General features: G+C 61.1%; 14 protein-coding genes and 1 riboswitch. Of the genes, 10 read left to right on the forward strand and 4 right to left on the reverse strand.

Features of this window, described 5'->3' with window-relative positions; translation table 11 throughout:
- The first annotated feature begins 118 nt into the window (after window positions 1-118).
- Window positions 119-311: riboswitch (cobalamin riboswitch) on the forward strand.
- A 115-nt stretch (window positions 312-426) separates the two neighbouring features.
- From TX23_RS01800 to TX23_RS01810, 3 genes are read left to right on the forward strand one after another with little or no spacing between them, the layout of a single operon-like run.
- The gene (locus tag TX23_RS01800) at window positions 427-1,437 is read left to right on the forward strand and encodes an ABC transporter substrate-binding protein (protein ID WP_057700761.1); all 1,011 of its coding nucleotides are present in this window, start codon (window positions 427-429) and stop codon (window positions 1,435-1,437) included.
- Window positions 1,434-2,438: a FecCD family ABC transporter permease gene (locus TX23_RS01805; RefSeq protein ID WP_014719175.1), complete on the forward strand. Its 1,005-nt coding sequence runs from the start codon at window positions 1,434-1,436 to the stop codon at window positions 2,436-2,438. The genes TX23_RS01800 and TX23_RS01805 overlap by 4 nt, the downstream gene beginning before the upstream one ends.
- The gene (locus TX23_RS01810) at window positions 2,435-3,199 is read left to right on the forward strand and encodes an ABC transporter ATP-binding protein (RefSeq protein ID WP_057700762.1); all 765 of its coding nucleotides are present in this window, start codon (window positions 2,435-2,437) and stop codon (window positions 3,197-3,199) included. Before TX23_RS01805 ends, TX23_RS01810 begins: the two co-directional genes overlap by 4 nt.
- 306 nt (window positions 3,200-3,505) lie before the next feature.
- Here TX23_RS01810 and TX23_RS01815 read toward each other — a convergent pair whose 3' ends face one another.
- Genes TX23_RS01815 through tspO form a run of 3 tightly spaced genes read right to left on the reverse strand, consistent with a single transcriptional unit; the run spans window position 3,506 to window position 5,356 of the window.
- Window positions 3,506-3,997, reverse strand: coding sequence for a GNAT family N-acetyltransferase (locus tag TX23_RS01815; RefSeq protein WP_057700763.1), 492 nt, complete (start codon window positions 3,995-3,997; stop codon window positions 3,506-3,508).
- The gene (locus TX23_RS01820) at window positions 3,987-4,916 is read right to left on the reverse strand and encodes an alpha/beta hydrolase (protein ID WP_057700764.1); all 930 of its coding nucleotides are present in this window, start codon (window positions 4,914-4,916) and stop codon (window positions 3,987-3,989) included. Before TX23_RS01820 ends, TX23_RS01815 begins: the two co-directional genes overlap by 11 nt.
- Window positions 4,916-5,356 (reverse strand): tryptophan-rich sensory protein TspO, encoded by a 441-nt coding sequence (gene tspO, locus TX23_RS01825; protein ID WP_003192600.1) that lies wholly within the window; start codon window positions 5,354-5,356, stop codon window positions 4,916-4,918. Before tspO ends, TX23_RS01820 begins: the two co-directional genes overlap by 1 nt.
- Window positions 5,357-5,520: 164 nt before the next feature.
- Between tspO and chrA the strand changes: the two genes are divergently transcribed.
- Entirely contained in the window at window positions 5,521-6,717 is a 1,197-nt protein-coding gene (chrA, locus tag TX23_RS01830) for a chromate efflux transporter (RefSeq protein WP_057700765.1), read from the forward strand.
- Between the two features lie 105 nt (window positions 6,718-6,822).
- Here the strand turns inward: chrA and TX23_RS01835 are convergent, their stop codons facing one another.
- The gene (locus tag TX23_RS01835; RefSeq protein ID WP_057700766.1) at window positions 6,823-7,386 is read right to left on the reverse strand and encodes a nucleotidyltransferase family protein; all 564 of its coding nucleotides are present in this window, start codon (window positions 7,384-7,386) and stop codon (window positions 6,823-6,825) included.
- A gap of 485 nt (window positions 7,387-7,871) precedes the next feature.
- Between TX23_RS01835 and TX23_RS01840 the strand changes: the two genes are divergently transcribed.
- The 6 genes from TX23_RS01840 (at window position 7,872) to TX23_RS01865 (ending at window position 12,955) form a co-directional block, all read left to right on the forward strand.
- Window positions 7,872-8,588, forward strand: coding sequence for a helix-turn-helix transcriptional regulator (locus TX23_RS01840; RefSeq protein WP_054898586.1), 717 nt, complete (start codon window positions 7,872-7,874; stop codon window positions 8,586-8,588).
- Between the two features lie 159 nt (window positions 8,589-8,747).
- The gene (locus tag TX23_RS01845) at window positions 8,748-9,323 is read left to right on the forward strand and encodes an acyl-homoserine-lactone synthase (RefSeq protein ID WP_057700767.1); all 576 of its coding nucleotides are present in this window, start codon (window positions 8,748-8,750) and stop codon (window positions 9,321-9,323) included.
- A 139-nt stretch (window positions 9,324-9,462) separates the two neighbouring features.
- Window positions 9,463-10,056, forward strand: coding sequence for an NAD(P)H-dependent oxidoreductase (locus TX23_RS01850; protein ID WP_052199940.1), 594 nt, complete (start codon window positions 9,463-9,465; stop codon window positions 10,054-10,056).
- Between the two features lie 13 nt (window positions 10,057-10,069).
- Window positions 10,070-10,600: a DUF2867 domain-containing protein gene (locus TX23_RS01855; RefSeq protein ID WP_057700768.1), complete on the forward strand. Its 531-nt coding sequence runs from the start codon at window positions 10,070-10,072 to the stop codon at window positions 10,598-10,600.
- A complete protein-coding gene (locus tag TX23_RS01860; protein WP_057700769.1) occupies window positions 10,597-11,796 on the forward strand; it encodes an AfsA-related hotdog domain-containing protein in 1,200 nt (399 codons plus the stop codon). The genes TX23_RS01855 and TX23_RS01860 overlap by 4 nt, the downstream gene beginning before the upstream one ends.
- A gap of 13 nt (window positions 11,797-11,809) precedes the next feature.
- Complete coding sequence (locus TX23_RS01865) at window positions 11,810-12,955, forward strand: oxidoreductase (protein ID WP_057700770.1); 1,146 nt, start codon at window positions 11,810-11,812, stop codon at window positions 12,953-12,955.
- Window position 12,956: the final 1 nt, after the last annotated feature.

Genomic DNA, 12,956 nt, shown 5'->3' on the forward strand with positions numbered 1-12,956 from the left:
GCTTCTTTTGTAGGAGCGAGCTTGCTCGCGAAGAACATGAAAGCACCGCGGGGCATCAGGCGCCCAGCGTTATCGTTGACGACCTTCGCGAGCAAGCTCGCTCCTACAGGGTGTGATCGCTTACCATACGGCCGCCGGTTCCCGTATGGGACTAACAGGGAATTCGAAACGCCGCACGCGGCGTGAACCGAAACTGCCCCCGCAACTGTAGATGCCGAGCCTGCCCTTGAATGCCACTGGACCACGTCCGGGAAGGCGGGGCATGGCGACGACGCATCAGTCAGGAGACCTGCCGGCCCAGCTAACTCACTAACCGGCGGGGTGTCCGGGAAGGACATCCTGGCCCTGCGCTTCAGCAGCCTCCATGGGCGTATTTCCGAGCCGTACCTCCCCTGCTGCACCTACGGTTCACAAGGAGATCGCCTCATGCTGCCACGCGTTACCGCCCTGATCGCAGGCTTGAGTGTGTGTGCCCTGGCGCAAGCCGCGCCCACTCAGTACCCGCTGACCCTGCAAAACTGCGGCAGCACCCTGACCTTCCAGCACGCCCCCGCCCGCAGCGTCACCATCGGCCAGGCCGCCACCGAGATGCTCTACGCCCTGGGCGTGGGCGACAAGGTGGTCGGCACTTCGCTGTGGTTCAACAACGTGGCGGCGCAGTACAAGGCCCAGGACGACCGCATCGAGCGCCTGGCCAACAACGAGCCCAGCTTCGAAGCCGTACTCGCCAAGCGCCCGCAACTGGTGGCCGCCGAGCTGGAATGGGTGGTGGGCCCCCAAGGCGTGGTTGGTACCCGTGAGCAGTTTCATGAACTGAAGATCCCCACCTACCTGTTGCCGTCCGACTGCGAAGGCAAGGACAACCTGGTGGGTGCCGACGGCACGCGATTGGAGCCCTTTCGCATCGAGACGATCTACCAGAGCCTTCACCAACTGGCGCAGATTTTCGACGTGCAGGATCGCGGCCAACAACTGACCGACGAACTCAAGGCGCGCCTGGCCAAATCCGTCGCCACGGCCCAGGGCAAGGGCTTGCAGCAAGCCAGCGCACTGGTGTGGTTCTCCAGCGCCGAAATGGCCAGCGACCCTTACGTAGCCGGCCACAAAGGCGTGCCGCAATTCATGCTGCAAACCCTTGGCCTGCGTAACGTGGTGCAGTCCGATGAAGAATGGCCTGCCGTCGGCTGGGAAACCATCGCCAAGGCCAATCCCACCTTCCTGGTGATCGCACGCATGGATCGCCGTCGCTACCCGGCCGACGACCATGAAAAGAAACTCGCCTTCCTGCGCAGCGACCCCGTGACCCGCAACATGGACGCGGTGAAGAACAACCGCATCATCATCCTCGACGCTCTGGCCTTGCAGGCGAGCCTGCGCACCTTCGAGGGACTTGAACAACTGGCCGCCGCCATTGACGGCTACCACCTGAGCCAATGATGCGCACCCTCCTTGCCCTGGCGCTGCTGTTGCTCGCCCTGCTCGCTGGCGTCGCCATCGGTGAAACCGCCATCGAACCGCAGGTGGTGCTGCAGGTGCTCGCCAATAAACTCTGGGGCGCCGGCTACGTACTGGACCCCATAGACGAAGGCGTGGTGTGGAACTACCGCCTCACCCGTGCATTGGTGGCCGCAGCCTGCGGCGCAGGGTTGGCGACGTGCGGTGTGATCCTGCAATCGCTGCTGCGTAACCCGCTGGCCGACCCGTACCTGCTGGGCATCAGCGCCGGCGCGTCGACCGGCGCGGTACTCGTGGCCTTGATCGGCGTGGGCGGTGGCCTGGTGTCGTTGTCGGCGGGCGCGTTCGTGGGGGCGATGGCGGCCTTTGCGCTGGTGACGTTGCTCGCACGGGCCAGCGGATCGTCCAGCGGTACCGGGCAGATCATCCTCGCGGGCATCGCCGGCTCGCAGTTGTTCAATGCCCTGACCGCGTTCCTGATCACCAAGTCGGCCAGCTCCGAACAAGCCCGCGGCATTATGTTCTGGCTGCTGGGCAACCTCAGCGGCGTGCGCTGGCCGTCGGTGTGGTTGGCGGTGCCGGTGGCGGTCGTGGGGCTCGCGGTGTGCCTGTGGCACCGGCGTGCACTGGATGCGTTCACCTTCGGCAGCGACTCGGCAGCCTCCCTCGGCATCCCGGTGCGCCGCGTGCAATTTGTGCTGGTGGCCTGCGCCGCGCTGGTGACGGCGGTGATGGTGTCCATCGTCGGCTCCATCGGGTTTGTCGGTTTGGTAATTCCCCATGCGGTGCGCCTGTTGCTTGGCACCGGGCATTCGCGTTTGCTGCCGGCCAGCGCCTTGGGGGGCGCGCTGTTTTTGATCGCTGCGGACGTGCTGTCGCGCACCTTGATCAAGGGCCAGGTGATTCCGGTGGGTGTGGTCACCGCATTGGTGGGCGCGCCGGTGTTTGCGCTGATCCTGATTGGCCGGAGGAATGCGCGATGAGCGTACTCAGTTGCCGCGGCCTGGGCTTCAAAGTGCGTGACGCGCAGTTGCTGCGTGACATTGATCTGGACGTGCAGTCAGGTGAAACCCTCGGCATCGTCGGGCCCAATGGTTCAGGCAAATCCACCCTGCTCAAATTGCTGGCTGGTTTGCGTGTGCCGGCCAGCGGTGAGGTTCGCCTGGGTGGCAAGCGGCTGGGTGAGTTGTCGCGCCGCACCATCGCGCAGCAATTGGCGGTTGTGGAGCAACAGGCCGACACCGACGACGCCATCCGCGTGTTCGATGCCGTGGCCCTGGGTCGCACGCCGTGGCTGTCGGCGCTGAGCCCGTGGTCGCGTGAAGACGACGCCATCGTGCACCAGGCCCTGCATGACGTAGACGCCACCCACCTGAGCCAACGCGCCTGGCGCAGCCTCTCCGGTGGCGAGCGCCAGCGCGTACACATCGCCCGCGCCCTGGCGCAACGCCCGCAGATTTTATTGCTGGATGAGCCGACCAATCACCTGGATATCCAGCATCAACTGGCGATCCTCAAAGGTGTGCAAGGCTTGCCGGTGACCACCTTGATTGCCCTGCATGATCTGAATCAGGCATTGACCTGTGATCGCCTGGCCGTGCTGGATCGCGGGCAACTGGTGGCGCTGGGCGCGCCGCTGGAGGTGCTGACGCCGCAGCGTTTGCAAGAGACCTTCGGAGTGCAGGGGCATTACCTGACGGACCCGTTCGACGGTGCGCACATCCTGCGCCTGCGCTCCAACTGAATCCGTACGTTGGGGCAACTTGCTCTGGTGACGGTCTGACGGCCAACTGTGGTCCAAATGTGGGAGGGGGCTTGCCCCGATGAGCATAGGTATCTACACAACTTCGGTACGACGCTAAACCTGTGGCGAGGGAGCTTGCTCCCGCGACGGCCTGGCAGCCGACGCTGATCTAACTGACGCACCGCGATCCAAATGTGGGAGCTGGCTTGCCTGCGAAGACGGCTTGACAGTCAACACAGTTGGACCGTGTACATATCCATTCCTGCGGTAACGGCCACTGGGGGCAAGCCCCCTCCCACATTGGTTCTACAGAGGCCGATGCATGTGGGTGGTTTGCCAAATCGGGTCGGCCTCGACATCCACCACCTCAAACCCCTGCCTGCGCCAGAAATCAATCGCGCCGGGCAGAAACGGATGGGTGTGCAGGTACATCACCTCTACGCCATCGGCCCGCGCCAGCGCTTCCAGCGAGCGGTATAACCGGCCCGCCAGGCCCAAGCGTCGCACAGCCGGGAGCACATACAGACGCACCACTTCCACTGTCTTGCGCCCTTGGTAGTTCAACTGCGGGAAGCGGCCGTCGTAGGGCCGATAAGCCACCGAGGCAACGATCCGGCCTTCAGCACGAGCAATCAAAAATTGCCCGCCGCCCTCAAGGTAGATGGCTTCAAACTGCTCCAGATCGTGCGGGACACCGGTGGCACTGAGCGTAGGAAACAGTTCATCCCGCGCCTGCAAAGCGAAGCTCAGCACCTGGGGAATGTCAGCGGCCTGCACCGCCTCGATACTAACGCTCATCGCCAAGGATGCGGCTCGTTATCCACTGGCGCGCGTAAGCCAACACGCGATCGGCCATCGCCACCGGAAAGTGAATAAACCCATGGGCCGCTTCCGGCAGCAAATGAGCCTCCACCGTTGGCCATCGCTCGGCAATCAGCAGGGTGTCATCCTTGAGCGGATCCAGTTCGCCCACGAACATCAACGCTGGCGGCAGCCCCTCAAAGTCCCCATACAAGGGCGACAACGGTGGCTGACGGCGCGTCTCGTCGCTGATCCCCGGCGTCAGCAGGCGCAGCGCCTGAACCATGCCCGGCCCGTCCAGCAACAAAGTGTCCGGCCCGGCCGTGCGCACACTGGGGGTGCCGGTCAAATCGTAGACGCCGTAATACAACACCGCGCCGCTGACCCGCTGGAGCAACTCGGGCCATTGCTTGAGCGCCAACAAAGTGGCCGCCGCCAGGTGCCCGCCGGCCGACTCACCGACAAAAAACACCGGCAGGCCGGCAAACTCCGGGCAGTCCGCCAAAAGCCAGCGCGCAGCCGTCAGGCAGTCTTCCAGCAGCCCTTCAATCGGCGTATCCACCGCCAGCCGATAATCCACCGACACCACCGCCACATCGCACGCGTTGACCATGCCGAGGTTAAGGTCGTCATCCATTTGCGCATTGCCAATCACCCAGCCACCGCCGTGGATATCCAGCACCACGCCTTTGGGCTTGCCACTGGGGCGCAAGATGCGCACGGGGACTGTGCCCAGCCTTTTCAGCTCAACCACGGGCGCCTTCTTGAACGTCTGGCTGGCGCGTAGCAGTGCCTGGATCATGCGCGGCGTCACGCGGTTGCGGATTTTAAAGCGCGGCATCCACGCCAGTTTCTGATTGAAGCGGCGCATCTGGGCCAGTTCGGGCTCGCTGGCGGGCCAATGCTGGTAAGCCATCAGCGATTATTACGCAGGATCGAGAAGTTCAACGCCGCGGCCACGCACAGCCACGCCAGGTACGGGAACAGGATCAGGCCGGTGATCAAATCCAGGCGCACGGCCAGCACCACCATCGCCGCGACGGTGAGCCACAAGAGCACGATAATTACCATCCCGGCGAACAACCGATGGGCACCAAAGAACACCGGCGTCCACAGCGTGTTCAACGCAATCTGCGCCGCCCACAAGGCCAACACCATTTCGCTGCCGGGGATCAGGGTCAAGCGGTAACCGGCCCAGGCCAGCAGCAGGTAGATGATCGTCCATGCCACCGGGAACAGCCAATTAGGCGGGGTGAAGCTGGGCTTGACCAGGGATTCGTACCAGGCGCCGGGTTTGAAGATCACGCCAGTGCTGGCGGCGGCGGCGCAGGCAAGCAGGAAGATGAAAAAGGTCATGGTCGGTCCTTGAGGTCCAGTGGATGGAAAACAGTACACTGCTTTTAAGTGACTCAAGCAACCGCGGATAAATTCAATGGTGGCGGCAAAATACCCACGCTTCTACGCGTCATGAAAATTGGTTATGGTCGGTAACATCCAGCACCGTTGCCCGAGACATCCCCTTGCCCCAGCTTGCCGATCACCGCAGCAGCCCCTGGTCAGTGTTCCTGATCTTCCTGCGCCTGGGCCTCACCTCCTTCGGCGGGCCGATTGCGCACCTGGGCTATTTTCGCCAAGAGTTCGTCACCCGCCGCCGCTGGCTCAGCGAGCGCAGCTATGCCGAACTGGTCGCCCTGTGCCAGTTCCTCCCAGGCCCGGCCAGCAGCCAGGTCGGTATCGCGTTGGGCCTGTCCCAAGCAGGTTACCGGGGCGCGGCGGCAGCCTGGGCCGGGTTCACCTTGCCGTCGGCCATCGCCCTGATCCTGTTTGCCCTGGGGCTGACCCACTACGGCAGCGCCCTGCCCCATGGCGCGCTGCACGGCCTCAAGGTGGTCGCCGTAGCCGTGGTGGCCCAGGCCGTGTGGGGCATGGCGCGCAACCTGTGCCGAGGCGTGTTACGGGTGGCGTTGATGTTGACCGCTGCGTGCGTGGTGCTGTTGGAGCCCTCCGCCTGGGCTCAAGTCGGGGTCATGGTGGTCGCAGGCGTGGCCGGCCTGCTGTTGCTCAAGCCCGAGAACAGCAACGAGCCCGACGCCCTGCCCATCGCCATCAGCCGCCGCGCCGGAGCCCTGTGGTTGATGCTGTTTTTGTTGTTGCTGGTGGGTTTGCCGATCCTCGCCACATGGGCGCTCAACCCCACACTGGCGCTGGTGGACGCCTTCTACCGCACCGGTGCGCTGGTATTCGGCGGCGGCCACGTGGTACTGCCGTTGCTGCAAGCCGAAGTGGTGCCCAGCCAATGGGTAAGCAATGACGTCTTCCTCGCCGGTTACGGCGCCACCCAGGCCGTGCCCGGCCCGCTGTTCACCTTCGCCGCCTTCCTCGGCGCCTCGATGACCCACGCCCCGAGCGGCTGGCTTGGCGGGGTGATCGCACTGCTGGCGATCTTCGCCCCGTCGTTCCTGCTGATCTTCGGCGCCTTGCCCTTCTGGGCCAACCTGCGCAGAAGCCCGCGTACCCAGGCCGCGCTCGTCGGGGTGAACGCGGCGGTGGTTGGCCTGTTGTTGGCGGCGCTGTACCAGCCGGTGTGGACCAGCGCGATTTTCAATGGCTATGACCTCGCCCTGGCGTTGCTGGCACTGGTCGCGTTGATGGTGTGGAAACTGCCGCCATGGCTGGTAGTGATAAGTTGCGGCCTACTCGGCGCGGCACTTTTGTAGGAGCGAGCTTGCTCGCGAAAAACTCACGGGCGCCGCGTTTAATCTGAAGGCACGCGTTATCGTTAACGATTTTCGCGAGCAAGCTCGCTCCTACAGCATTGGGGCTCAGCCCGGCTCGACTATCTTGAGCCACGGCCAACGCGCCTGATAACTCCTGGCCTTGTGCAAAAACAGCTCGGGCTCCGCGTGCAGCGGATTGATGCGCAGCACGCCCTGCTCCACATCTTCCAATCCATAAGGCGCATACACCTCACCGGAAGCAATATCCAGCGCAATGCACGTACCCGCCACCAGGTAACGGTCAACCCCCTGCCGAGCCGAATGCAACTGCGGGTAAGGCCGGCCAAACCGCTGACCATACCAAAGGTGCACCCGCGCCTGATTCCTAACCTCCACATTCACCCCCAGGTCTTGGAACAGCCCCTGCGCCGCACGAATTACCGCGTCTTCCGCCTCGTAGGACAGGTCCTCGTCAAAGTAAAAAACGTCGTAGTCCTTCACGCCCTGAGCCGCCGGCAGATTCGCCTGATGGTTCCACACCGCCTGGAACAAACAGCCCGCCGTGAGCATGCACTGCTGTACACCCAGATCCGGCAAGCGCGCGGTGAGTTGCGCATTGATAGGGTTGGCCATGGCCAATTCGAGCAGGGTGTCGACCGTCAATGTCATGTTCAGTCCTCCATCGTCTGACGCCACAGTACCATCCCAACATGTCACTTCTGTAGGCGCGGGTTTTTAACACCGAAACGAATCAGAAGTTTGACGAAATCACCTCGCGCCCTGCGCACAACTCGGCGCGAAGCCGAACAAATGAAACCAACATGAAGAATGCCCCCGCCTGCTTGTAAAGCAACTTTACGCAGCACTACCCTTACACGCCTTACCTCAGCTGCCCCCGCTGAAATTGATCAGGGCACCGGCTAAATGGAGTTCGCCCCTTGCACGCTCCACTGCTCACTCCCAAAGGTGCGTATCGCGATACCTGCAACGCCTTCTCGCGCCAAAAGTATGAAGGCCGAGTGCGCTGCATAAATGTGTCTAACTTTAACGCCGAGCATCTAAACCCACATCGTTGATGACACCGGCGTGGTGCCGTCAGTGCGTGCGACAGTCGTTTTCGGCGCAGATAGAGCGTAAAGGTCAATTCAAGGAGAATGACAGTGAAGTGGATGGATGATGTGCTGGACACGATCGACAATGCCCGAACCGAAGCTGAATTGTTGGCTCGGATCGTCAGCACGGCAAAACACCTGGGGTTCGACTATTGCGCCTATGGGATCCGAATCCCTATCCCCGTCACCCGCCCCAAAATCGTGATGAGCAATAATTTTCTGCCTTCATGGCGACAACGCTACGCCCACTGCAAATACATCGCCGTGGACCCGACGGTACAGCACTGCACGAAATCGACGATACCGATTGTCTGGGACGAGCAAATGACCCGGCAAAACCCACAGATGTGGGAAGAAGCCCGCGGCGCCGGGCTGGCCCATGGTTGGGCGCAATCCTGCCTGGACGGCCGCGGCAGCGGCGGCATGCTGACACTGGCGCGCTCCAATGACCCTATTACCGCCCAAGAGCTTGCCGCCAATCAAAAATACATGCGGTTTTTGGTGCATGTCGCTCATCAGGGGTTCTTGCGCGTGCTGACGCCGCACTGGCAGTTACCGCAGGAAAAAACCCTGTCGCAGCGTGAATGTGAAGTGCTCAAGTGGGCAGCCGATGGCAAGACCGCCCACGAGATCGGTTTGATACTCTCGCTATCGCGAGAAACCATCAAATTTCACCTGCGCAATGCAGGTTCGAAACTGGGCGTGCATAACTGCACCGCTACCGTCGTGCGCGCCACTTCACTGGGCTTGCTCGTCTGACACACACCTGATTGGCGCCCCCCTGATGCGTTAATGTCGCTCAGTGTGAACAACAACAATAATACGCGCCCCCTCACGACACACCTGCCCAAAAGAGCAGTACCTAAGTGTTCGATTATTCTGCCGAATGGCCCCTCGATTTTTTGCCGAGGGTTCCTCATGTATATAACCACGGGTACGCGCCTGACATTACCGACCGAACTGTGGCAGGCCCTGTTGCTGTATCGCTATCGTGTATTTGTCGAAAAACTTGGGTGGCATCTGGACTGCGCGGTCGGTGAGGAACTGGACCAATTTGACCGCGACGACACGGTGTACGTAATCGCCCGTCAAGGCCCACACATCGTCGGTGTGGCGCGGCTGCTGCCCACGCACAAACCCTATCTGCTCAAGGAAGTGTTCCCCCAGGTGCTGGGTGGCCGGGCACTTCCTCATTCTGCGCACATCTGGGAAATCTCCCGGTTTGCCGCCGTCGACCTGCAACAACAGACCTTCACGGGCCACTCCCTGTCATCGCCCAACGCCGTAGCGCTGCTGCATGAAGTGCTCAAGGTCGCCGCTTGCCACAAGGTTCGCCAATTAATCACGGTATCGCCGCCGGGAATTACCCGCTTGTTGCGCAACGCGGGTTTCGACGCTCATTGCGAGGGCAAGCTGACCGTGATCGACGGGCACAAGATCATGGCCAACTGGATCAGTGTGCCGCCCTGCCTGGCTGATCGAGAAGTGGCCTGAAGCAGCGCAAATGGCCTGCCGCTGCGGGCAAGTCGGCCGAGCCGACTCCCCAAAAGGTTAGGTTACAACCTCAGGCGCCTGCTCTTAAATAACGCTGCATCGGCATTCCAACCGACTATAAATGGGACACACGATCTACATGAAAAAAGTCATTGTCATTTCTGGCCATCCTGATCTTTCGGTTTCCCGCGTCAATACCGCGATCATGGGCAAGATCAGCCAGCGTGGCGTCAAGGTCCATAGTCTGGCCAGCGCGGTGACGCCCACCGGGTTCGATATGGGTGCAGAGCAGGCATTGCTCAATGCCCATGACCGCATCGTGTTGCTGTTTCCGTTGTACTGGTATTCCTGCCCGGCAATCATGAAACAGTGGATCGATGAAGTCTTCACCCCCGGCTATGCCTACGCACGCGGCGGCGACAAGCTCAAAGACAAGGAATTCATGATCATCACCACGGTGGGTGCGCCCTCCACCGGCTACCGCGCCGGCGGGTTCAACCGTTACACCCTGGATGAATTGCTCAGGCCGTTGCAGCAGACGGTGGCGTACGTCAAAGGCATCTACCTGCCTGTAGTCGGGATTTACGAATCGGTGTTCATCGATGACGAATCAATCGACGTCACCGCTCGGAATGTCGCTGCACAAGTGATCGAGGACCAGGCCAGCGCCGACCAACTCTACGAGAACATGCTGCTGCAGGCCGAGCAGGCACAAATCGCGCTGCTGCAATAAGGTGCCCTCACGCATGAAGACGTCAAATAACCAGATCCCACCGTGCGCCAGCCTGGTGGCCGCGCGCAACGAGCTGGGGTTTCTGCACTCTGCCAGCGCACTCATCGACACCCAAGCCACGCCACTGGAGCTGTACTGCCAGATGACCGCCGCGACGCCCGCCTGGCTCAAAGGCGCGTTCAGGCTGCGCGACAGCATCTCGCAGCACTTTCACGTCGAGCGGATCGGCGGGTTCTCGGGTGTGACACCTCAGCGCGCCCCGGTGGTCGGCGAAAAGCTCGACTTCTTCACCATCGAAGCCATCAGCGCACAGAAGCTGGTACTGACCTCACGCGATACCCACCTGGCGGTCATGGTCTCGATCGATACACCTCTCACGCAACCGCGCTGCCTGCATATCACCACCTCCGTCAAGACCTTCAACACGTTCGGCCGCCTGTACATGCTGCCGGTGGCGCCGGTACATGGGCTCATCATCAAGCGTTTGCTGTCCCGTCTCCCCCTACATTCCCCAACTCGCTCACTTGGAGATCGCAACTCATGAACAGCGCAGACTTAATTGACCCTCATCTGTTGCACAAAGACACACCCAGGGATGTATTGATCGGTCGACCCAGGCTGATTCTGCCCAGCTTTCTTAGTGCTTCGATCGGTGCCGACCTACTGGCTGGCAACCCCCAGGATCAGGAGCTGTTCAAACAGCTGTACCGTGCCCAAGACGGCCAGTATGTGCTGCGCCATCTGCCGCTGACCCTCAGCGCGAAACAGGCCGGCACTCTCTCCACCTTCGAGATCCGCCTGGCTGACTTCTACACCGAGTGCGACGACCACTTCATCCTCACGGCTGAATTCATCCCCCACCAGGCCCAACGCTACCTGGCCCAGCATTTTCAGGGCGGTGATGCCCACATACCGCCCGACCAGATAATACGCATGATCGAATGCCTTGAGTCGCTCGCGCAGTGGGACAAGGCCAGGCAGGGCTCTTACCTGTTGATCAACGACACCAAGAATTACTACTTCTACAACAAGCAGCACGAACATGTACCGGGCCTGATGTTGATCGAAGTGGCCAGGCAAGCCATGTACCACTACGTCTACAACTACTTGGGCCATCAGCGCGGTACGGTTTCCATTTCCATCGAAGACTTGCGCATTTCCTTCAACGCCTACACCGAATCGGCTTACGAGGTCGAAGTCGTGGTGCAACAGACCCACGGCCTGAAGCGATCGCAACCCAAGTCCATCGACAAGTGCGCAAACTTCTATCAGAACGGTCGGCTGGTATCGCGTCTCTGGCTGCAAGGCGCAGTGATCAAGTTACCGCTGTTCAAACGCATGCGTTCGTTGAACTACCCTCAGGATCACTGGTTCACCCCTTCCGATCGCTTGCCCAAGAACATCCTCGTGCATCACGCCGACAGTGCGCTGCAAGCCAGGCTGAGCCTGCTCTCGGTACTGGGCGTGCTGGTGACTCACCAGGCCGAAGGCATCAATTGGAGCACGGTTACGACCGTATCGCTGTATATCGAAGGGGGCGGCTTCCTCAGCCTGCCCGTTGCTTCGACTTGCTCCACCGGCGAACCCGACCAGCGCGTGCTGGTGTTCGACAAACTGTCCAAGAGCCAGGCCAGCGAACTGCGTGAAACGATCAAGTGCCACTGCTTCTTTGCCGGGCAGATGCAATGGAACGCTGGCTCCTCACCTGACCCTCTGGCCCCCGAGCAAATCGTGGCATGAGGATCCTGCGCCCATGAGCTATGAGTTATCACAACGCCCACTGATGATCGGTCAGGGCGTTTCGCTGAAAAACCGCATGTATTTCGCACCGATGGGCATCGACCTGGCCACCTCGGACGGTTCGCTGTCCGAGGAAATGCTCAGGTTCTATCAACATGTAATCGACGGTGGCTGCGCCATGGTGGTGCTGGGCAACTCCTCCATAGCGCCCTCCACGCGTCTGCATGCGCGAGGCCTGTGCCTGCATAGCCATGCCAACGTGGAAAAGCTCGCGCCGCTGGTGGAGTACGGTCGCCAGCGGGACTGTCCAGTGGTGGTGCAACTTCAGCATTACGGCGCCCAAGGTGGCACACAGATCAGCGGCCAACCGCTGCTTTGCCCGAGCCGCAGTGCGTTATCCGGCAGCCGCAGCGCCGAGGCATTGGAGATGAGTGTCGAGGACATCGACGTCGTTTGCGATCAGTTTGCTCAAGCGGCTCTGCGAGCCAGACAGGCCGGCGCCAGGATGGTCCAGCTTCAGGCCTCCAACGGCTACCTGCTGAGCAGTTTTCTATCGCCCTGGACCAACCATCGCCATGACGCTTACGGCGGCAGCCCGCTCAAGCGAGCGCGGTTTCTGTTGGAAGTCATCGACCGCATTCACAGGGTTACCGCAGGAGAGCTGGAGGTTTCCGTGCGCCTGGGCATTGATGATTGCGTAGGCGCCAACGGGCAGCAACCGGAACTGCTCCAGGATGTGGTGGCGGCCCTGGAAAACGCCGGGACCTCGGCAATCATGTGCTCGATCACCATCAAGGAAACCTTCCGCTACATGCTGTCTGCCCATCCGACGATTCAGCAACAGTTCGTCGAAGGGGTACACCTGATCAAGTCGTTCACCTCGCTGCCGGTCGGCTATGCCGGTTTCATTGGCTCCCTGCAGGAAGCAGAAAATCAACTGCGGCTGGGTCACTGTGACCTGATCGGTATGAGCCGAGCCCTCTTCGCCGATAACGACCTGATCAGCAAATCGCTCGCCGGCCATGAAGACAAGGTTCAGCAATGCCGGTTTGACGGTAACTGCTTTCGGGACAAGAGCAACCCGCAACTCGACCGGGTGTATTGCTGCGTGAATGAGCACTACAAGCGTCCTGCTCACATCCACTACGGGAATCAATAAC

Source organism: Pseudomonas paralactis (assembly GCF_001439735.1).
Classification (GTDB): domain Bacteria; phylum Pseudomonadota; class Gammaproteobacteria; order Pseudomonadales; family Pseudomonadaceae; genus Aquipseudomonas; species Aquipseudomonas paralactis.

Coding starts and splice junctions, on each gene's coding strand:
- TX23_RS01835 (WP_057700766.1), bottom strand. CDS start 7,386: ATGACATTGACGGTCGACACCCTGCTCGAATTGGCCATGGCCAACCCT.
- TX23_RS01850 (WP_052199940.1), top strand. CDS start 9,463: ATGAAAAAAGTCATTGTCATTTCTGGCCATCCTGATCTTTCGGTTTCC.
- tspO (WP_003192600.1), bottom strand. CDS start 5,356: ATGACCTTTTTCATCTTCCTGCTTGCCTGCGCCGCCGCCGCCAGCACT.
- TX23_RS01815 (WP_057700763.1), bottom strand. CDS start 3,997: ATGAGCGTTAGTATCGAGGCGGTGCAGGCCGCTGACATTCCCCAGGTG.
- TX23_RS01865 (WP_057700770.1), top strand. CDS start 11,810: ATGAGCTATGAGTTATCACAACGCCCACTGATGATCGGTCAGGGCGTT.
- TX23_RS01860 (WP_057700769.1), top strand. CDS start 10,597: ATGAACAGCGCAGACTTAATTGACCCTCATCTGTTGCACAAAGACACA.
- TX23_RS01840 (WP_054898586.1), top strand. CDS start 7,872: ATGACAGTGAAGTGGATGGATGATGTGCTGGACACGATCGACAATGCC.
- TX23_RS01845 (WP_057700767.1), top strand. CDS start 8,748: ATGTATATAACCACGGGTACGCGCCTGACATTACCGACCGAACTGTGG.
- TX23_RS01800 (WP_057700761.1), top strand. CDS start 427: ATGCTGCCACGCGTTACCGCCCTGATCGCAGGCTTGAGTGTGTGTGCC.
- TX23_RS01855 (WP_057700768.1), top strand. CDS start 10,070: ATGAAGACGTCAAATAACCAGATCCCACCGTGCGCCAGCCTGGTGGCC.
- TX23_RS01820 (WP_057700764.1), bottom strand. CDS start 4,916: ATGGCTTACCAGCATTGGCCCGCCAGCGAGCCCGAACTGGCCCAGATG.
- TX23_RS01810 (WP_057700762.1), top strand. CDS start 2,435: ATGAGCGTACTCAGTTGCCGCGGCCTGGGCTTCAAAGTGCGTGACGCG.
- TX23_RS01805 (WP_014719175.1), top strand. CDS start 1,434: ATGATGCGCACCCTCCTTGCCCTGGCGCTGCTGTTGCTCGCCCTGCTC.